17 protein-coding genes are annotated in these 18346 nt (G+C 69.6%); 10 read left to right on the forward strand and 7 right to left on the reverse strand.

The genetic code is table 11. The features are described 5' to 3' along the window. Positions 1 to 84 precede the first annotated feature (84 nt). Together ACZ7IB_RS02380 and ACZ7IB_RS02385 are read right to left on the reverse strand one after the other, a co-directional pair. Positions 85 to 957, reverse strand: a complete 873-nt coding sequence (locus ACZ7IB_RS02380) for an alpha/beta fold hydrolase (RefSeq protein WP_470908468.1) — start codon at positions 955 to 957, stop codon at positions 85 to 87. Between the two features lie 58 nt (positions 958 to 1015). Beyond that, entirely contained in the window at positions 1016 to 1690 is a 675-nt protein-coding gene (locus tag ACZ7IB_RS02385; protein WP_470908470.1) for an O-methyltransferase, read from the reverse strand. A 78-nt stretch (positions 1691 to 1768) separates the two neighbouring features. Here ACZ7IB_RS02385 and ACZ7IB_RS02390 point away from each other — a divergent pair, with 78 nt between their 5' ends. Together ACZ7IB_RS02390 and ACZ7IB_RS02395 are read left to right on the forward strand one after the other, a co-directional pair. Continuing rightward, a complete protein-coding gene (locus ACZ7IB_RS02390; RefSeq protein WP_470908472.1) occupies positions 1769 to 2419 on the forward strand; it encodes a CatB-related O-acetyltransferase in 651 nt (216 codons plus the stop codon). Continuing rightward, entirely contained in the window at positions 2416 to 3255 is an 840-nt protein-coding gene (locus tag ACZ7IB_RS02395) for an MOSC domain-containing protein (RefSeq protein WP_470908474.1), read from the forward strand. Before ACZ7IB_RS02390 ends, ACZ7IB_RS02395 begins: the two co-directional genes overlap by 4 nt. Here the strand turns inward: ACZ7IB_RS02395 and ACZ7IB_RS02400 are convergent. Continuing rightward, a complete protein-coding gene (locus ACZ7IB_RS02400; RefSeq protein WP_470908476.1) occupies positions 3245 to 3454 on the reverse strand; it encodes a DUF397 domain-containing protein in 210 nt (69 codons plus the stop codon). The two genes, ACZ7IB_RS02395 and ACZ7IB_RS02400, sit on opposite strands and share 11 nt — an antisense overlap. Beyond that, positions 3451 to 4332, reverse strand: a complete 882-nt coding sequence (locus ACZ7IB_RS02405; protein WP_470908478.1) for a helix-turn-helix domain-containing protein — start codon at positions 4330 to 4332, stop codon at positions 3451 to 3453. Before ACZ7IB_RS02405 ends, ACZ7IB_RS02400 begins: the two co-directional genes overlap by 4 nt. A 212-nt stretch (positions 4333 to 4544) precedes the next feature. Here ACZ7IB_RS02405 and ACZ7IB_RS02410 point away from each other — a divergent pair, with 212 nt between their 5' ends. Next, a complete protein-coding gene (locus tag ACZ7IB_RS02410; RefSeq protein ID WP_470908479.1) occupies positions 4545 to 4949 on the forward strand; it encodes an ATP-binding protein in 405 nt (134 codons plus the stop codon). Beyond that, entirely contained in the window at positions 4946 to 5299 is a 354-nt protein-coding gene (locus ACZ7IB_RS02415; protein ID WP_470908481.1) for a hypothetical protein, read from the forward strand. The genes ACZ7IB_RS02410 and ACZ7IB_RS02415 overlap by 4 nt, the downstream gene beginning before the upstream one ends. A gap of 66 nt (positions 5300 to 5365) precedes the next feature. Here ACZ7IB_RS02415 and ACZ7IB_RS02420 read toward each other — a convergent pair whose 3' ends face one another. Continuing rightward, positions 5366 to 6364: an ArsR/SmtB family transcription factor gene (locus ACZ7IB_RS02420; protein ID WP_470908483.1), complete on the reverse strand. Its 999-nt coding sequence runs from the start codon at positions 6362 to 6364 to the stop codon at positions 5366 to 5368. Between the two features lie 62 nt (positions 6365 to 6426). Here ACZ7IB_RS02420 and ACZ7IB_RS02425 point away from each other — a divergent pair, with 62 nt between their 5' ends. Together ACZ7IB_RS02425 and ACZ7IB_RS02430 are read left to right on the forward strand one after the other, a co-directional pair. After that, entirely contained in the window at positions 6427 to 7662 is a 1236-nt protein-coding gene (locus ACZ7IB_RS02425) for an MFS transporter (RefSeq protein ID WP_470908485.1), read from the forward strand. A gap of 174 nt (positions 7663 to 7836) precedes the next feature. After that, positions 7837 to 8763, forward strand: coding sequence for an NADP-dependent oxidoreductase (locus ACZ7IB_RS02430; RefSeq protein WP_470908487.1), 927 nt, complete (start codon positions 7837 to 7839; stop codon positions 8761 to 8763). Between the two features lie 58 nt (positions 8764 to 8821). Here the strand turns inward: ACZ7IB_RS02430 and ACZ7IB_RS02435 are convergent, their stop codons facing one another. Next, entirely contained in the window at positions 8822 to 9280 is a 459-nt protein-coding gene (locus ACZ7IB_RS02435; protein WP_470908488.1) for a GNAT family N-acetyltransferase, read from the reverse strand. 82 nt (positions 9281 to 9362) lie between these two features. Here ACZ7IB_RS02435 and ACZ7IB_RS02440 point away from each other — a divergent pair, with 82 nt between their 5' ends. Further along, a complete protein-coding gene (locus ACZ7IB_RS02440; protein WP_470908489.1) occupies positions 9363 to 9896 on the forward strand; it encodes a DUF4240 domain-containing protein in 534 nt (177 codons plus the stop codon). A 56-nt stretch (positions 9897 to 9952) separates the two neighbouring features. Here ACZ7IB_RS02440 and ACZ7IB_RS02445 read toward each other — a convergent pair whose 3' ends face one another. Next, on the reverse strand, positions 9953 to 10603 hold the full coding sequence (locus tag ACZ7IB_RS02445) for a mycothiol-dependent nitroreductase Rv2466c family protein (protein WP_398628760.1): 651 nt from the start codon (positions 10601 to 10603) through the stop codon (positions 9953 to 9955). Positions 10604 to 10728: 125 nt separating this feature from the next. Between ACZ7IB_RS02445 and pepN the strand changes: the two genes are divergently transcribed. The 3 genes from pepN (at position 10729) to ACZ7IB_RS02460 (ending at position 18179) form a co-directional block, all read left to right on the forward strand. Then, positions 10729 to 13338, forward strand: a complete 2610-nt coding sequence (pepN, locus tag ACZ7IB_RS02450) for an aminopeptidase N (RefSeq protein WP_470908491.1) — start codon at positions 10729 to 10731, stop codon at positions 13336 to 13338. A gap of 285 nt (positions 13339 to 13623) precedes the next feature. Continuing rightward, positions 13624 to 14694, forward strand: a complete 1071-nt coding sequence (locus ACZ7IB_RS02455) for a hypothetical protein (RefSeq protein WP_470908493.1) — start codon at positions 13624 to 13626, stop codon at positions 14692 to 14694. Between the two features lie 179 nt (positions 14695 to 14873). Next, positions 14874 to 18179: a S8 family serine peptidase gene (locus tag ACZ7IB_RS02460; RefSeq protein ID WP_470908495.1), complete on the forward strand. Its 3306-nt coding sequence runs from the start codon at positions 14874 to 14876 to the stop codon at positions 18177 to 18179. The last annotated feature ends 167 nt before the right edge of the window (positions 18180 to 18346 follow it).

An 18346-nucleotide genomic window follows, 5' to 3' on the forward strand; every position in this document is an offset into this window, starting at 1 on the left:
TCTCAACCTTCACCGGGCAGGCGGATGAAGGGGGGACCCTCGCCTGGACGTGACAGGCGGGGGTCCTTCTGTGCGTCCGACGCCTCAACGGCCTGCGGCGCGCCCCAGCAGGGTGCTCAGCACCTGCTCGGCATGTGTCCAGAGCACCGCCCCGCCGGCATCCGGCACCAGGTGCCGGACCGCCCGCGGGATGCGCGAGGTCAGGCCGGCCCCCTGGTCGGGCGAGTGACCGGTGTCCTTCTCCCCGTACCAGAGGTCCACCGGTACGTCGATGTCCGAGAGTTCGATGCCCCAGTGACCCATGGCCAGAACGGTGTCCCGGGCATAGCCGTCGGCCCCCTGCGCGAAGGCTTCGTCGAGCGCGCGCCGGTAGGCGGCCGCGAACGCGAGCTGTTGATAGACGGCGAGGTCGCACTCCGGGCTTCCGGACATGACCATGTCCCACATCGCCTGCGGGGTGAACCCGGCGAAGAGCTTCTCTGCGGCGGCCGGGTCCGACACCGCCAGATCGACGAGGCGCCGCAGCTCCCCCGGCAGCGCGTCGGCGAAGTACGGCGCGGCGATCTCGTCCGCACCGGAGACCACCGCGAGCGCGCCGACCACTCCGGCGGCGGCGCAGGCGAGGGCGAAGGGCGCCCCTTGCGAGTTGCCGACCATCAGGGGCCGCTCCAGGCCGCGCAGACCGGTGAACGCGCGGATGTCGTCGACGAAGTCACCGAACGTACGCCCCGGCGCAGGCGAGGAGACCCCCAGACCGGGGCGGTCGACGGAGATCACCCGCACACCGAGACCGTCCAGCACATCGGCACCGAACCCGAGATGCCTGCTGGTGGCCGCACCGGGCGACAGCAGCACCGGCGCCCCGTCCAGCGGCCCCCACTCGGCCCAGCCCAGCAGCCGCCCTCCCGCCAGCTGTTCCGTACCGATACGAACCGGGTCAATCACGTTCAAACTCATGCGCCTCATTCTGGCGGACCCCGTCACCCGCGTCGAAGGAGTTTTCACCGCCCCTCGACTACCGGCCGTCGGTGACGAGCGCCAGCATCAGCCCGTCGTACCCCTTGCTGCCAACGGTCTGCAGAGCGGTCGCGCTCAACCTCGGGTCGGCCGCGACGAGTTCGGTGAACCGGCGCACACCCTGCACCTTCGGGTCGCCACTCCCGCCGTCGACCACCTCTCCGTCGCGTACGACATTGTCGGCGATGATCAGGCTGCCGGGCCGGGTCAGCTTCAGCGACCAGGCCAGGTAGTCGGGATTGCTCGGCTTGTCCGCGTCGATGAACACGACGTCGAACGGCCCGCACCCCTGTTCCGCGAGCTCCGGCAGCGTGTCGAGGGCCCGGCCGACCCGGATCTCGACGACATCCGACAGACCGGCGCGCTCGATGTTCCCGCGCGCGACCTCGGCGCACTCCGGATCGGATTCGAGCGTCACGAGCCTGCCGCCCTCGGGCAGCGCGCGGGCCAGCCAGATGGTGCTGTAACCGCCCAGGGTGCCGATCTCCAGCACGGTGTGCGCCCCCTGTAGCCGGGCCAGCAGGTTCAGCAGCTTGCCCTGGTTGGCGGCGACCTGGATCGCCGGGAGCCCGGCCTTGTCGCTGACCTCGACGGCCGCGTCCAGAGCTTCGTCCGGGCCCACCAGCAGACCGTTGAAGTAGTCGTCGACCTCGGCCCATTGCGCCAGCGTCACAGCGTGTTCCTCTCTCGATCACTTGTGAGTTCCCAAAAGAAACTTACATCATGCGAGGTGAATGCGATGATGGGCGCCATGAGTTCCGTTCCCGCCGACCCCACCGTTCTGCACCCGATGCCGAGTCAGCCCCGGGTCGTTCAACTGAAGCCCCTGGTGAAGTCCGAACTGATCGAGGTCGGCGACTACTCGTACTACGACGATCCCGACGACGCGACCGCGTTCGAGACCCGCAATGTGCTGTATCACTACGGCCCGGAGAAGCTCGTCATCGGGAAGTTCTGCGCGCTGGGGACCGGAGTGCGGTTCATCATGAACGGCGCCAACCACCGGATGGACGGCCCGTCCACGTTCCCGTTCCCCACCATGGGCGGCTCCTGGGCCGAGCACTTCGATCTGCTGACCGGGCTGCCGGGCCGGGGTGACACGGTCGTCGGCAACGACGTCTGGTTCGGCTACAACTCCATGGTGATGCCGGGGGTAAGGATCGGGCACGGCGCGATCATCGGCGCCGGCGCGGTCGTCGTCGGCGACGTGCCCGACTACGGCATCGTCGGCGGCAATCCGGCCAGGCTGATCCGTACCCGGTACGACGACGAGACCGTTGCCCGGCTCCTTGCCGTCGCCTGGTGGGACTGGCCCACCGAGCACCTCACCCGACACATCCGCACCATCATGTCCGGCAGCGTCGAGGACCTCGAAGCGGCTGCCCCGGAGGGGACATCGTGACGATCACTGTTCGAGAGCTCGCCTACTACCCGGTCAAGGGCTGTGCCGGGATCACGGTCGATTCCGCGCGGGTCGGCGCGACCGGTCTTGAGCACGACCGGACGTTCATGGTCGTGGACGCGGCGGACGGCTCATTCCGCAGCCAGCGTACGCATCCTTCGATGGCCGCGATCAGGGTCGAAGTCCTGTACGACGGGGCAGCGTTGGCCCTGTCCGCCGACGGAGTGGAGCCGCTGCGTCTGGACGTCGACCGGGACGGCCCGCGCCGCGAGGTCAGCATGTTCGACCGCCCGCTCGGCGCGGCCGCCGACCAGGGGGACGCGGCGGCGGAATGGTTCTCCGACGCGCTCGGCGCGAAGTCCCGCCTGGTACGGGTGGCGCCCGGCTTCGACCGGGACGGCTGGGGTGACACCCCCGGCAAGGTCAACTTCGCCGACGCCCACGCGGTGCTGGTCGCCTCGATGGCCTCCCTGGACGGCCTCAACACCCGCATCGCCGCCCGGGGCGACGCCGAGCCGGTGCCGATGAACCGCTTCCGCGCCAACATCGTGTTGACCGGCAACGACGAGCCGCACTTCGAGGACCGGGTACGCCGGATGACCCTCGGTACGACGGAACTCGCCTACTCGGTACGGGCCATGCGGTGCAATGTCCCGCTCGTCGACCAGGAGACCGGCCGCCGCGCGGGCCCGGAACCGGTCCGGACCCTCGCGACGTACCGGCGCGAGCCGGAGTACAAGAACAAGGTGAGCTTCGGCGCGAAGAACGCGGTGGTCCGCGAGGGCGTGGTGACCGTCGGGGACGTGGCCGAGGTCACGGACTGGCTCAGCCCGTGAAGACCCCGGCCTTCACCCCGTCGATGAAAGCGGCCCACCCCTCGGGGGCGTAGAACTGGAGCCCGCCGTCCCAGTTCTTGCTGTCCCGGACAGCCCGGCCGCCGTCGGCGGTGTGGGCGACCTCGACGCATTCGGAGCCCTGCCCTCCGGAGGAGTACGACGACTTCACGAAACGGGTGCTGATTATCTGGCTGCTCACGATTCCTCGTTCCCTACGGCAATGCTGTTCATGATCGTCCGGATGAAGGCGACACTCTTGGTCGGTGTAAAAGCGGCGGACCTGAGCGCGTCAAAGGCATGCACGTAGCCAGCCATGACGTCGTGATCTTCAAGGATGACGCAGTTGGACACCGTATCGAGAACAACGACCTCCGGGGACGTCTCGTTCGCGTACGAAAGCCCAACGAAGGATGGTGACACCCTGGCCGCTGTCCACTCGTTGATGGGCAGCACCTGGATGGTCACGTTCGGCTGCTTGGCCATCCTGATGAGATGGGCCAACTGCTCCCGGTGGACCACCGGATTGGGCATCGGACCAGTGATTGCCGGCTCCCAGATGACAGCTGCGAACCGCGCACCGTTTTCCTCAAAGATCCGACGCCGCTCCTGCCTCACTTTGACAACCAGGTCGGCCGCCGCGTCATCGACGACGTCCGGACTGGCATCGGTCAGGGCTCGCGTGTAGTCCGGGGTCTGGAGCAAACCTGGCACCAGCAAGGGCTGCCAAGTACGGATGTACGTCGCATCGGACTCCAGCGAAAGAAAGTCGCCCAGGATGTCGCGCATGGGCTGGTCGGTCTCGAAATCCAGCCACCAACCGCGTTTGTTGCTGTCCCGAGCCAGCTTCTCCAGCAGCTTGCGCTCCTCGGCGTCCTCCACCTCGTAGAGGTCGAGCAGCATGCGCACATCGCCCACCCGCGCGCTGACCGCCCCGGACTCGATCCGGCTGATCTTGGCCGTTGAGCACGCCACCGCCTCAGCAGCATGTTCTTGGTCAAGCAACGCGTTCAAGCGCAGGCGCTTCAGCGCCGCCCCCAACCGGCGACTGCGCACCGTGGGCTTCCCACCTGCGGGCATACGCCCCCCTCACTCTCCGGGCCAGTGTGCCCACTAACTGTTCGCAGACGCTAGCGAGTTGACCCTCACGAGTGAATGCAAGCTTGCATCTGTAAGCAACTTGCCTTCCATTGAAGTCCACCTCTAGCTTGGCTTGCATCACACAGTGCTCATTGCCGAACACGACACGTGACCGCAATTCCGCCTGCCCACCCACCGACCTTGGGGGACCCATGTCCGGGCGCACGCACATCAAGAGATTCCGGGCCCGCAGGGACTCCGTCCCCGCCGCCCGACGCCACGCCGAGAGGGTCCTGACCGAGTGGAGACTCGGCGGGCTCGTCGGCGACACCGCCCTGATCGTCAGCGAGTTGAGCACCAACGTCATCGACCACGCCAAGGGGACCGGCGACTACTTCGAGCTGGGCTTACGTCGTCGCAACGGCACGCTCATCCTGGAGGTGTCCGACTCCTACCAGTGGCGGATGCCCGAACTCCGCACGCCGTCGCTCGACGACCTCTCCGGCCGGGGCCTCGTCATCGTGGACGCGATCGCCGCAAAGTGGGGCGTACGGCCGCGTGACCCCGGCAAGACCGTCTGGGTCCATCTCGCCATCGGCCGGGCGGAGTTGCAGTGACGCCGCCCCTCAGTACCGCCTGGCGGTGCGAGGTCACCGTCGACGGACTTCTCGTACGGGCCGAGCAGGCCGCCACCCCGACGCAGGCGCTGATCTGGATGCGGGTCTCCGTACGGCATCTGCTCTCCGGGTTCGACGCGGAAAACCACGAACGCACCTTCCGCTGGCTCGACCACGGTCAGTGGGAGGCCGTCATACGGCTCAAGGCCGGCGAGCCGTACGCCTACACCGCACGAGCGGGCGTCACCGTGATCAACTGGTCCGCGCGCCCCGTGCGGGCCTTGCCCGTAGCCACGTTCACCGCGAATCCGCCATGGCCCCCATCCCTGATCCTCCGTCGTATCCGCTGATTCCAGGGCGAGTTCGATGCTCACCCGGCCACCCTTCGGCGCACACCTCCGACACCGCGCCGCAGCCTAGTCCCGTCCGCGACCGGACGAGTCACCCGCGGCGGCCCCCACCAGCACGTCGCCCGCCTCCGTGCGGAAGTACAGGACCGATCGACCGGCCCTGCGGCGGCCCGCCAGGCCGGCGTCCAGCAACACCTTGAGGTGGCGGCCCACCGACCCCAGCCCCTGGCCGGTCAGGGCCACCAGTTGGGTGGTGCTCTTCGGGCTGGAGAGGAGAACGAGGACGGCTGCCCGAGCGGGGCCCAGCAGACGGCCCAGGCTGTCGGGCACCCGCGCCCGCCCCGCATCGGCCAGGGCGCCCGAGCAGGGGTAGACGACCGCGTACCGCTCGGCGTCGTCGTCCCAGGAGACCCAGCCCGTGCGTTGGGTGACCGGGACGAACAGCAGCCGCGCACCCGCCAGTTGCTTCGGCGGATAGTCGTGGGCGTTGATCTGGAGCCGGCTGCCGCCGAGCCACCGCATTCCCGGGCGCAGGCCGCTCAGGGCGGCGGCCCAGCCGCCCTGGCTCAGCTGTCCGGTCCGCGCGACGATGTCCGCCTCGATAATCCGGCGGCGGCGCGGCCAGTCCGGCAGCACGGTCCGCTGCCAGACCCACTCCAGTACGTCGGCGGCGCGCTGTGCGAGGTCGTCGCGGTCCAGGAGGGCGGGGAGGGGGCCGCCGCCGAGGGACACCACCAGGTCTGCTCGGGCGCGCTCGGGCGTGGTCGCCCGGATGGGGGCCAGTTCCTCCTCGAAGGACGGTGTGCCCTGGCCCGTCGGCGTGGGGGTGATGAAGTCCGCGTTCCAGCTGCCGCCGAGCGCCGCCGGTACAAGAAGGGCGGCGACCGGGTCGGCGGCCTGCCATGCACGGTAGGCCGCCAGATGGGCGTCGAGCCAGGCCCGTTCGCCGGGGTGCTCGGGCTGTCCCCTCTCCAGGGAGTTCAGGGCGGAGATGGTCTCGGCGAGCGGCGAGACGACGAACCGGCTCCCCGCGAGCGTGTCCGTGTTGATCTGCCACAGGCCCATGATGTTTCGCCTCCGCGCGAAACAGTAACGGTTGCCGTGAGCCCCCTCCGAGACTCCCCCACATGCGCACCTACCGGGAACTCTTCCGAACGCCGCAGTTCAGACCGCTGTTCGCGACCAGTGCCGTACAGGTCGCCGGGTCGACGATGAGCGGACTGGCCCTCGGCACCCTCGTCTACGCCGCGACCGACTCACCGCTGCTCGCCGCCCTGTCCATGTTCGGATCCTCCCTAGCCCAGGTGATCGGCGCGACCGTGCTGATGTCGGCGGCGGACCGGCTGCCGCCACGGGCCGCGATGACCGGCATGGCGCTCGCCTTCGGGCTGGCCACCGCCGTCCTCGCCGTCCCCGGGCTTCCGCTGCCGGTGGTGTTCGCGATCACCCTGATGGAGGGTGTGGTCGCCGCGGTGGGCGGCGGCGTGCGGTACGGCCTGCTCAATGAGGTGCTGCCCAAGGACGGCTATCTGCTGGGGCGTTCCGTACTGAACATGTGCGTCGGCCTGATGCAGATCGGCGGCTTCGCGCTCGGCGGGCTGCTGGTGACGGCGTTGTCCGCGCGCGGCACGCTGCTCGTCGCCGCCACCCTGTATCTGGCAGGTGCGGCCGTGGCCCGGTTCGGGCTGGCACGCCGTCCGCCGCGCGCCGCCGGGCGGCCGTCGGTCGCACAGACGTGGCGGACCAATGCCGTTCTGTGGTCCTCGGGCCCGCGCCGCCGGGTCTATCTCGCGCTCTGGGTGCCGAACGGGCTGATCGTCGGCTGCGAGTCGCTGTTCGTCCCGTACGCCCCCGAACACGCGGGGCTCCTCTTCGCCTTCGCCGCGCTGGGGATGCTCGTCGGGGACACCGTGGCGGGCCGGTTCGTCGCACAGCGTTGGCGGGGGCGGCTGGCCATGCCGATGCAGTTGCTCCTGGCCGCCCCGTATCTGCTCTTCGCCGCGCGACCGGCGCTGCCCGTGGCGTTCGCTCTGGCCGCGCTCGCCTCGGTCGGTTTCTCGGCGAGTCTGCTGCTCCAGGAGCGGCTGATGGCCCTGACCCCGGACGAGATCACCGGTCAGGCACTCGGCCTGCACTCCTCCGGCATGCTCACCATGCAGGGCGTCGCGGCGACGCTGGCCGGCACCATCGCCCAGCGGACCTCCCCGGCAACGGCGATGACCGTGATGGCGACGGCCTCCCTCGCGGTCACCCTGACCCTGGCCGCGGCCGGACGCCGGGCTGCGGGAGCGGTGGATGGCGTGGAGCCCCACGGGACTTCGGAAGCGGTGGACGTCACGGGTTCTGCCGGTCGACGAGCGTGACCGGCTCCTGCTGCTGTGCGGCAGGGACCCGAGACGGGACAGCGCCCGGTGGTGGTCGTCCGGGGTGAACTCGGGTGCCCCGTCGGGCCATCGCTCGGTAGTTTTGGATGCGTGCTGGCGGAGCATCCGCGCTCCTGACCGGTCTCGGTAAAACCCGAATGGGCAAAGGAAAACATGTTAAAGACGTATCGCGCTGTGCAGTTCACGGAGTACGGCGGACCCGAGGTATTGCACGTTGTGGACCGCGAGGTGCCGCGCCCAGGTCCTGGGGAGGTGCTGGTCGAGGTCCGGGCTGCCGGGGTGAATCCGCTGGACTGGCAACTGCGCAGCGGGGCCGTCGCGGCCATGATGCCGGTGGAGTTCCCCGCGGTGCCCGGGGGCGACGTAGCCGGTGTCGTCGCGGACGTCGGCAAGGACGTGACCGACTTCGCTGCGGGTGAAGAGGTCTTCGGTTCGATCGGCTTCGGCAGCTACGCCGAGTTCGTACTGGCCCCCGCGGCCCAGATTGCGCGAAAGCCCGGAAACGTGCCCTGGGAGATCGCGGCCGGACTGCCGGTGGCCGCCAACACGGCATACCAGGCACTCTGCGACCTCGATGTGAAGGCCGGGGAGACTCTGGTCGTGGACGGGGCCGCCGGCGGTGTCGGGTCCGTGGCCGTGCAGATCGCCAGGCATCTCGGCGCGACCGTGATCGGTACGGCGAGCGAGCGCAACCATGCGTACCTGCGTTCGCTCGGCGCCGAGCCCGTGACCTACGGCGAGGGGCTCGCCGAGCGGATCCGCACCATCGCGCCGAACGGCGCGGACGCGGCATTCGACACCGCGGGAAAGGGCTCGTTGCCGGCACTCGTCGACGTGACCGGCGGGCCGGAACGCGTGGTCACCATCGCCGACCACCGGGCGGAGGAACACGGCGTGCGCTTTGTGTTCGCCGACGCCGGTGCGATCCGTGAGCGTCTTGAGCAGGCAGCCGCGCTGGTCGTGAACGGCGAACTCACCCTGTCGGTGGCACGGACGTACTCGCTGTCCCAGGCAGCCGACGCTCACCGGGAGAGCGAAGGCGGCCACGTACGCGGCAAGCTGATCATCGTGCCGGACTGACGCGGGTATGTCTGCCCCGGGAACACCTGATGGCCCTGCCCCGGCCCCCGGCAGGAGGTCAGCCTGACATGAGGCCGACTTCCAGCAGCGGCAGTTCGCGCCCGGGGATCGAGCCCGACGGGGTCGCGCCGATCCGTACCGCGCCCATCGCAAGGTAGAAGGGCTCCGCGTTCGGGTCGGCGTCGATGGTGAGGCGTGCGAAGCCGAGGCGGCGGGCCTCCGTCATGGTGTGCTCGAAGAGGAGCCGGCCGATACCCCGGCCCAGGGCGTCCGGGGCGACGAACATCATGCCGAGGGCGCCCTCGGGCGGGGTGCCGTCCAGGGTGGTGAAGCCCAGGACGCGGCCGTCCTCCTCGGCGACCGTGGTGCGGCGACGGTCGATGTCGGCCGGGTACATGGTGAGTTCGTCGTGGCAGGCGGCGAGGAACGCCTCGTCGTAACCCCAGTGGCCCTTCGATTCCAGGGCCAGCTCGGTCAGCATCCCGGCCTCGGACCGCCGTGCCGGTCGTACGTTCATGTCCGCCCGAATCCCTTCCGTCAGCCCCCTCGGCAGCTCGCCGCACCCGAGACTGTCAGACCCCTCCGGCATGCTGCACCGTATGGACACCACGGATTTCTGGGATCTGATCGACGACGCCCGCGCGCAGGTCACCGCCCCAGAGGATGCGGAGGCCGTCGTCGAGCGGGCCTCCGCGTTGCTCGCCGCCCGGCCCCGGAACGAGATCGTAGCCGCGCAGCAGCTTCTCTGGGACCTGATGGCCGCCTCCTACCGGGCTCCGCTCTGGGCGGCGGCGTACACGGTCAACGGGGGCTGTTCCGACGACGGCTTCGACTACTTCCGGGGCTGGCTGATAGCGCAGGGGCGTGAGGTGTTCGAGCGGGTCGTCGCCGATCCGGACACGCTGGCCGAGCTGCCGGTGATCAGGGCTGCGGCGCCCGAGGGCCTGGAGATGGAGTGCGAGCGGATGCTCGGGATCGCCTGGGACGCGCATCGGGCTGCGACGGGTGAGGACATGCCCGACGACTCGTTCACGATCGACTATCCCGGCCTGGACCCGGAGTGGGACTTCGACTTCGACGACGCGGAGCGGGTGGCGCTGCGGCTGCCGAAGCTGGACGCGCTGTACACGTGAGGTGGAGCGGTGCGGGGCCCGGACGGTGGCCGGACCCCGCAGCGCGCCGTGTGCGATCAGTCGAAAATGGGGCCCTGGGTCCGGGTCCGCTTGATCTCGTAGAAGCCGGGGATCGACGCCACCAGCAGCGTGCCGTCCCACAGCTTCGCCGCCTCCTCGCCCTTCGGGGCGGGCGTGACGACCGGGCCGAAGAAGGCGATCTGCTCGCCGTCCGAGCCCGGGACGGCGATGACCGGGGTGCCGACGTCCTGGCCGACCTTGTCGATGCCCTCCTTGTGGGAGGCGCGCAGCTCGGCGTCGTACACGTCCGAGTCCGCGAAGTCGGCCAGCTCGGCCGGCAGGCCGACGTCCTGGAGCGCGCCCACGATCGCCTCGCGGGTGGGGCCCTCGCCCTGGTTGTGGAAGCGGGTGCCGAGCGCGGTGTAGAGCGGGCCGACGATCTCGTCGCCGTGCTTCTGCTGGGCGGCGATGACGACGCGTACCGGGCCCCAGGCCTTGTTCTCCAGGAGGTCGCGGTACTCCTCCGGCAGCTCGTCGAGCTTGTCCTCGTTGAGAACGGCGAGGCTCATCACATGCCAGCGGACCTCGACGTCACGGACCTTCTCCACCTCCAGCATCCAGCGGGAGGTCATCCAGGCCCAGGGGCAGAGCGGGTCGAACCAGAAATCGGCAGGGGTCTTGCCGGTCGCCGTGCTGTTGTCAGACATGTCTCTCCTCATAAGGGCATTCGCAGGCGAGAACGCCTCAGGACGCACCGGCCATTCCCGCCTGCCGGGCCGAGTGGCGACATGGGAGGATCAAACTATTCGAACGTGACACAAAGGAGTGTGCCGTGCCCGGTGAGAACCTGTCCCGCGACGAGGCCCGTGTGCGGGCCGAGCTGCTGACCGTCGACGGTTACGAGGTCGCTCTCGATCTGCGTTCCGCCGTCGGTGGGCCCGACGGGGACGGCGACGGGGCCTCCTCCGGTCCGCGGACCTTCCGCTCGGTGACCACGATCCGGTTCCGCACCGCGCGGGCGGGGGCGTCGACCTTCGCGGATCTGGTGGCGCCGAGCGTGAACACGGTGACGCTGAACGGGCAGCCGCTCGACCCCGCCGTCGTCTTCGACGGGACGCGGGTGGCACTGGAGGGGCTGCCGGAGGGCGACAACGTCCTGGTGGTCGACGCGCAGTGCGCGTACAGCCGGACCGGAGAGGGGATGCACCGGTTCGTCGACCCGGAGGACGGCGAGGTCTACCTCTACACGCAGTACGAGCCGGCCGACGCGCGGCGGGTCTTCGCGAACTTCGAGCAGCCCGACCTGAAGGCCCCCTTCCGCTTCGAGGTGACGGCGCCCGAGGGCTGGACGGTCTGGAGCAACGGGGCCGAGGAGTCGCGGGACGGCGAGGTGCGGCGGTTCGTCGAGACGAAGCCGATCTCGACATACATCACGGCGATCGTGGCCGGTCCGTACCACTACGTCACCGACTCCTACACCCGCACGTTCGACGACGGCACGGAGCTGGAGATCCCGCTCGGCGCGATGTGCCGCAAGGGCCTCGCCCGGCACTTCGACGCGGACGACGTCTTCCTCGTCACCAAGCAGGGCCTGGACTTCTTCCACGACAACTTCGACTACCCGTACCCGTTCGGGAAGTACGACCAGGCGTTCGTGCCCGAGTACAACCTCGGCGCGATGGAGAACCCGGGCTGTGTCACGTTCCGCGAGGAGTACATCTTCCGCGGCAAGGTGACGCAGGCGTCGTACGAGAGCCGGGCCAACGTCATCCTGCACGAGATGGCGCACATGTGGTTCGGCGACCTCGTCACCATGCAGTGGTGGGACGACCTGTGGCTGAAGGAGTCGTTCGCCGACTTCATGGGCGTCTTCGCCATGGTCGAGTCGACCCGCTTCAAGGACGGCTGGATCACCTTCGCCAACAACCGCAAGTCCTGGGCGTACCGCGCCGACCAGCTGCCGTCCACGCACCCGATCACGGCCGACATCCGTGACCTGGAGGACGCCAAGCTCAACTTCGACGGCATCACCTACGCCAAGGGCGCCTCCGTGCTGAAGCAGCTGGTGGCGTACGTGGGGCGGGACGCGTTCCTGGAGGGCGCCCGGCGCTACTTCAAGAAGCACGCCTACGGCAATACGCAGCTGCGCGATCTGCTGTCGGTCCTGGCCGAGACGTCCGGGCGGGACATGACCGCCTGGTCCCGGTCATGGCTGCAGACCGCGGGCGTCAACTCGCTGACCCCGGTGGCGACGTACGACTCGGCGGACCGGATCACGGAGCTGGCGGTTCTCCAGGAGGCCGCCGCTTCCCACCCGGACCTGCGGCCGCACCGGGTCGCGGTCGGCCTGTACCGGCGCGCCGCCGACGGCGACCTGGTGCGGTACGCGCGTGCCGAGGTGGATGTGGCGGGGCCGCGCACGGTGGTCGGGGAGCTGGCGGGGGCCGAGCGGCCCGAGCTGATCCTGGTCAACGACGACGACCTCACGTACTGCAAGGTCCGCTTCGACGAGGTGTCCCTGGCCACGCTGCGGGCGCACCTCGGTGACATGACCGACCCGCTGGCTCGGGCGCTGTGCTGGTCCGCGCTGTGGAACCTGACCCGGGACGGGCTGATGCCGGCCCGTGACTTCATCTCCCTCGTGCTGTCCTTCTCCGGCCGGGAGTCCGACATCGGCGTCCTGCAGATGCTGCACGCCTGGACCCGGACCGCGCTGGTCCACTACGTCGCCCCCGAGTGGCGCGAGGAGGGCGGCCGGGCGCTGGCCGAGGGTGCGCTGCGGGAGCTGCGGATCGCCGAGCCGGGCAGCGAGCACCAGCTGGCCTGGGCACGGTTCTTCGCGTCGGTCGCCGACTCGGCCACGGACTTCCAGCTGCTGTCCGGGCTGCTCGACGGTTCGGCCCAGATCGACGGGCTGGACGTCGACCAGGAGCTGCGGTGGGCGCTGCTGTCCCCGCTGGCCGCGCACGGGGTGGCCGACGAGTCGGTGATCGACGCCGAGCTGGCCCGCGACGACACGGCGTCCGGTAAGCGGCACCAGGTGCGGTGCCTGGCCTCGCGGCCCTCGGCTGCGGTGAAGGCACAGGCCTGGGCGGGCGTCGTGGAGTCGGAGGCGCTGTCCAACGCGTTGGTGGAGGCGACGATCACGGGGTTCGAGCAGTCGTCGCAGCGGGAGTTGCTGGCACCGTACGCGGAGAAGTACTTCGAGGCGATCGAGCGGGTGTGGGCCGAGCGGTCGATCCAGATCGGGATGGCTGTGGTCAGGGGCCTGTTCCCGGCCCTGCAGGACGACCCGTCGACGCTGGCGGCCACGGACGCCTGGCTGACCGCGCACGCGGATGCGGCGCCGGCGCTGCGGAGGCTGGTGCTGGAGGCTCGGGACGATCTGGCTCGGGCGTTGCGGGCGCAGGGGTGCGACGCGGTGGCGGCGGACGGGGTCTGACGGATGCGCCTGGGCCGGGCGCTCCGGCTCTGTCCTCAATCGCCGGACGGGCTTGGTTTTCTGGCCCGTCCGGGGGTGGGGGGCCGTGGAGAGCGCCCGGCGACCCGGCAGCGGTTCCGTCCTCGAACGCCGGACGGGCTGGAGGTGTCCGGGACGGGCTGGAAGTGGCCAGGACAGTCCTTTTGGGTCGTCGAACGTGCGTACTTTAGGACGGCGTTGTCCTGAATTGCCAACGGGCGTGTAACAGGGGTTAGCACCGCGACCGCATGCGGGAAACCCCGGAACATGACCCAGAACACCCCACTCTCTCCCTGCCGCATCCGTATCGCCGGCGATGTCCGTCAACGTGTGCTGTCCGCAGCGCAGTTGAGAGCAAACGGCGTGTCCGCCGCGGAGGCTGCCGCGCGATGCAGGACCGGTGGGCCGTGGCAGCAGCCGCTGCCCGGTGTGTACGTCCTGCACCCGGGACCACCCACCGGCGAGGAACGGCTGCGTTCCGCCCTGCTGTACGCGGGCCGGCCACCGGCCTCCGGCCGCCGGGGCGTACCCGCGCAGCCCGGGCCGGACACGGAGCCCGGGTACGGCGAGGCCATGGTCACCGGGCTTGCCGCGCTCGCCCTGTACGGCTTCGCGGCCACGCCGCCGCCCGCGTCGTCGGACCGGATCGATGTACTGGTGCCGCGCATCCGGCGACTGCGCTCGGTCCGGTACGTACATCTGGTGCGGGCCTCCGAGCCGCCCCGCCCCGAGCAGGTGCGCGGCTTGCCCGTGGCCCCGGTGGAGCGGGCGCTTGCCGACGCGGCCGCCGGGCTCGGGGACACCTCGGCCGTACGCCGTCTGCTCACCGAGGCCGTCCGCGGCGGGCACTGCGATCCGGCCGCCGTCGTACGCGAGTTGAGCCGGGCCGGACTGCTGGGCCGCCCCCATGTGGTGAACGCCGTCGACTCGTTGCTCGCCGAGGGCCGGGCACAGGCGGAGGGCCGGCTGTACGACATGGTGCGGACGTACGGCCTGCCGGAGCCGCTCTGGAACGTGGACCTGCGGCTGCCCGGCGGCCCACATCTGGGCGGGGTGGACGCCTACTGGCTCGAGGAGGCGGTCGCCGTGGTGCTCGACACCAGGGCGCCACGGCACAGCAGGCTCGACGACGGCCGGCGCCAGGAGGATCACCACGCGCAGTGGTCCGCGTACGCCGCCAAGCGGGAACATCTGGAGCGGCTCGGCGTCACCGTCGTCCACCTCTCGCCGAAGAAGCTCCGCGACGCGCGGGAGCAGCAGGCGGTCGTGGTGCGTACGGCGCTGATGGCGGCGGCCGACCGTGAACCGGCCGCGTATGTGATGATCCTGCCTCGTTGAGGACGGGCCACGGAGGCCACTTACTCACCGTTTCGTCCCTGATGGCGCATCAGTACCACTGGCGGAAGTCCGCCATGTCCACATCTCGCCCACCTCGACTCTCCACAAACCCCTGTCATTTACGAAAGGGTGAGCGGTCATCCGGTACCGAATTCCGGACTCTCTCTTTCACTTCAGGGATGCTGATGACCTCCGAGTCCCCCAGTTCCATACCCGGGGCGAGACGCGTGGCCCGAGTCGCGGCTGCCGCCGGCCTGGTGGCCGCACTGGCCGCCACCGGTGCCGCCCCGGTCTTCGCCGCCGATGCCCCCGCCCCCGCTCCGGTCAAGTCCGCCGCCAACGGTGCCACGGCCGACAAGCTCGGCTCGGCCGACGCCGATGTTCTGGCCAAGGCCAAGGCCAAGGGCGAGAAGAACGTCACGATGATGGTCGCCACCACTCCCGGTGCGACCGAGCAGGTCACCGAGCAACTGGACGCCGTCAAGGGGTCCGTGCTGGGACGTGCGTACGACAAGCTCGGCTACGTACGGGCCACCGTGCCCACCGCGTCCGCCGAGGCGACCATCAAGGCGGCCTCCAAGCTGTCGTCCGTCCACGGCATCGATCTCAAGCAGGAGATCAAGCTGGACGACCCGACGCCCACGGCCGACCGGGCCGCCGGGGCGACGACGAAGTCCACGGGCACCTATCCGGCGCCCGGCAAGAAGACGCCGGCGAAGAACCCGTACAACCCGTCCTTCGAGACGGGCGCGGTCGACTTCGTCGAGCAGCACCCGAAGGCCGACGGCCGGGGCGTGACCATCGGCATCCTGGACTCGGGTGTCGACCTCGGTCACCCGGCGCTCCAGAAGACCACCACCGGCGAGCGCAAGATCGTCGACTGGGTGACGGCCACCGACCCGGTCAACGACGGCGACCGCACCTGGCTGCCGATGACGGCCTCGGTGAGCGGCCCGACCTTCACCATCGGCGGCCGCACCTACTCGGCACCGGCCGGCTCGTACAAGATCCAGCTCTTCTCCGAGGCCGCCACCAAGGGCGGCGACATGGCCGGAGACCTGAACCGCGACGGTGACACCACCGACGTCTGGGCCGTGCTCTACGACCCGGTCACCGGCACCACCCGCGTCGACCTGAACAACGACGCCAACTTCTCGAACGACGCCGTCATGAAGCCGTACAAGGACGGCCACCAGGTCGGCTACTTCGGCACGGACAACCCGGCGACCGATGTCGTCGAGCGCATCCCGTTCGTCGTCGAGACCCGCAAGAACGTCGTGTACAACGCAGCCGGCGACAAGGCCGACTACGTCAACATCGGTGTCATCGAGTCCGAGCACGGCACCCACGTCGCGGGCATCACCTCCGCCAACGGCCTGTTCGGCGGCAAGATGAACGGCGCCGCGCCCGGCGCGAAGATCGTCTCCTCGCGTGCCTGCACCTGGTCCGGCGGCTGCACCAACATCGCGCTCACCGAGGGCATGATCGACCTCGTCGTGAACCGCGGTGTCGATGTCGTCAACATGTCGATCGGTGGTCTGCCGCCGCTCAACGACGGCAACAACGCCCGCGCGGAGCTCTACAAGCGGCTCATCGACATCTACGGCGTCCAGCTGGTCATCTCGGCCGGCAACGAGGGCCCGGGTGTGAACACCATCGGCGACCCCGGCCTCGCCGACCACGTCATCTCCGTCGGTGCGTCGATCTCCAAGGAGACGTGGGCCGCCAACTACGGCTCGAACGTCACCAAGAAGTACGACATGCTGCCCTTCTCCTCGCGCGGTCCGCGTGAGGACGGCGGCTTCGCGCCGATCCTGACGGCCCCGGGTGCGTCCATCAACACCACCCAGACCTGGCTGCCCGGCGGCCCGGTCAAGGAGGCGGGCTACAGCCTGCCGGCGGGTTACTCCATGCTGCAGGGCACCTCGATGTCCTCGCCGCAGGCCGCCGGCGCGACCGCGCTGCTGCTGTCGGCCGCGAAGCAGAAGCACATCGAGCTGCCGCCGGCCGATCTGCGTACGGCGCTGACCAGCACCGCCACCCACATCATGGGGGTGCCGGCGCACGCCCAGGGCTCCGGTCTGATCAACATCGTCGGTGCCTGGAAGCAGATCGAGAAGCAGGGCGCCCCGGCGCACGAGTACTCGGTGAAGGCCCCGGTCGACACCGCGATCGACTTCGCGCTGAAGACCCCCGGCTTCGGTACCGGTCTGTACGACCGTGAGGGCGGCCTGAAGGCCGGCCAGAAGAAGTCGTACGACGTCACGATCACCCGCACCACGGGTCCGGACAAGGCCGTCAAGCACCGGCTGTCGTGGAGGAACAACGACGGCACGTTCAAGCTGACCGGTCCCGGCACGGTCTCCCTGCCGCTCGGCGAGCCGGTCACCGTCAAGGTCCAGGCGGAGCCGGGCAGCGCGGGAGTGCACAGCGCGATCCTGCAGGTGGACGACAGCAAGACCGTCGGCGTGGACCAGCAGATCCTCACCACGGTCGTCGTCTCCACACCGCTCGTGAAGCCCGCCTACGCGTTCAAGGCGCCCGGCTCGGTGCAGCGCAACAGCACCACGTCGTACTTCGTGACCGTGCCGGAGGGCGCCAAGACCCTTGAGGTCGCGATGAGCGCGCTGCGCTCGGGCAGCCAGACCCGCTTCATCTCCATCCACCCGTACGGGGTGCAGATGGAGGACAGCTCCACGATCTTCTGCTACCCGAACTACGAGAACCCGGCCAACACCTGCCGCCCCGATGTGCGCTCCTACAAGGACCCGCAGGCGGGCGTCTGGGAGATCGAGGTCGAGGCACGGCGTACGTCGCCGCTGCTGGACAACCCGTACAAGCTGGATGTCTCGCTGCTCGGTGCGACCTTCGCCCCGGCGGTGCAGACCATCGCCGAGGCGAAGGTCGGCACGCCGGCCGCGGTGAACTGGCAGGTCACCAACAACGCCGGTGACCTGCAGGGCACGCTCAAGGGCGGCTCGCTGGGCTCGGCCAAGGTCGCCACCCCGTCGATCAAGACGGGCGACGAGCAGGAGTACACGGTCACCATCGGTGAGGGCGTCGAGAAGCTGGACGTCGCCATCGGCGGCACGTCGGACACCAACGCCGACATCGACCTGTACGTCAAGAAGGGCAACACCGAGGTCGGCAAGTCCACCACGGCCGGGTCCGAGGAGTCGGTCAGCCTGGTGAAGCCCGCCGCCGGTACGTACACCGTCGTGATCGACGGCTACTCCGTCCCGGCCGGGACGACCACGTACGACTACCGCGATGTGTACTACGCACCGTCGCTCGGCACGATCAAGGTCGACGAGTCGAAGGCCGTGAACCTGGCCAACGGCGCTTCGGCCCGGATCGGTGCCGAGGTCTCGGTCGCCGGGGCGGCCCCCGAGGGCCGGCAGTTCTTCGGCGAGGTCCACCTGGTGAACAGCCGTGGGACCGCGGCGGGCACCGGCAGCGTCGTGATCGAGAAGGTCACGCCGTAGCGGAGCCCGTGATCTGCGCGGTGACCGCGGTCGCCGTGTGATCCGTACGACAGTGGGGGGGGGGGTCTGTGGGGGTCCCGCCCCACCGCTCTGCCCAGCCGGGAGGGAGGGGGCGTTCCGCAGCGCGGACAAAGGAGTTGAAAAAGAAAAAGGTCCCCTACGCACCC

The sequence above is a fragment of the Streptomyces sp. NPDC037301 genome (genome assembly GCF_055602785.1).

Bases quoted from the DNA above. Each gene is read 5' to 3' on its own strand.
- ACZ7IB_RS02380 (WP_470908468.1), bottom strand. From the start codon at position 957: ATGAGTTTGAACGTGATTGACCCGGTTCGTATCGGTACGGAACAGCTG.
- ACZ7IB_RS02390 (WP_470908472.1), top strand. From the start codon at position 1,769: ATGAGTTCCGTTCCCGCCGACCCCACCGTTCTGCACCCGATGCCGAGT.
- ACZ7IB_RS02405 (WP_470908478.1), bottom strand. From the start codon at position 4,332: ATGCCCGCAGGTGGGAAGCCCACGGTGCGCAGTCGCCGGTTGGGGGCG.
- ACZ7IB_RS02410 (WP_470908479.1), top strand. From the start codon at position 4,545: ATGTCCGGGCGCACGCACATCAAGAGATTCCGGGCCCGCAGGGACTCC.
- ACZ7IB_RS02420 (WP_470908483.1), bottom strand. From the start codon at position 6,364: ATGGGCCTGTGGCAGATCAACACGGACACGCTCGCGGGGAGCCGGTTC.
- ACZ7IB_RS02425 (WP_470908485.1), top strand. From the start codon at position 6,427: ATGCGCACCTACCGGGAACTCTTCCGAACGCCGCAGTTCAGACCGCTG.
- ACZ7IB_RS02430 (WP_470908487.1), top strand. From the start codon at position 7,837: ATGTTAAAGACGTATCGCGCTGTGCAGTTCACGGAGTACGGCGGACCC.
- ACZ7IB_RS02435 (WP_470908488.1), bottom strand. From the start codon at position 9,280: ATGAACGTACGACCGGCACGGCGGTCCGAGGCCGGGATGCTGACCGAG.
- ACZ7IB_RS02440 (WP_470908489.1), top strand. From the start codon at position 9,363: ATGGACACCACGGATTTCTGGGATCTGATCGACGACGCCCGCGCGCAG.
- ACZ7IB_RS02445 (WP_398628760.1), bottom strand. From the start codon at position 10,603: ATGTCTGACAACAGCACGGCGACCGGCAAGACCCCTGCCGATTTCTGG.
- ACZ7IB_RS02455 (WP_470908493.1), top strand. From the start codon at position 13,624: ATGACCCAGAACACCCCACTCTCTCCCTGCCGCATCCGTATCGCCGGC.
- ACZ7IB_RS02460 (WP_470908495.1), top strand. From the start codon at position 14,874: ATGCTGATGACCTCCGAGTCCCCCAGTTCCATACCCGGGGCGAGACGC.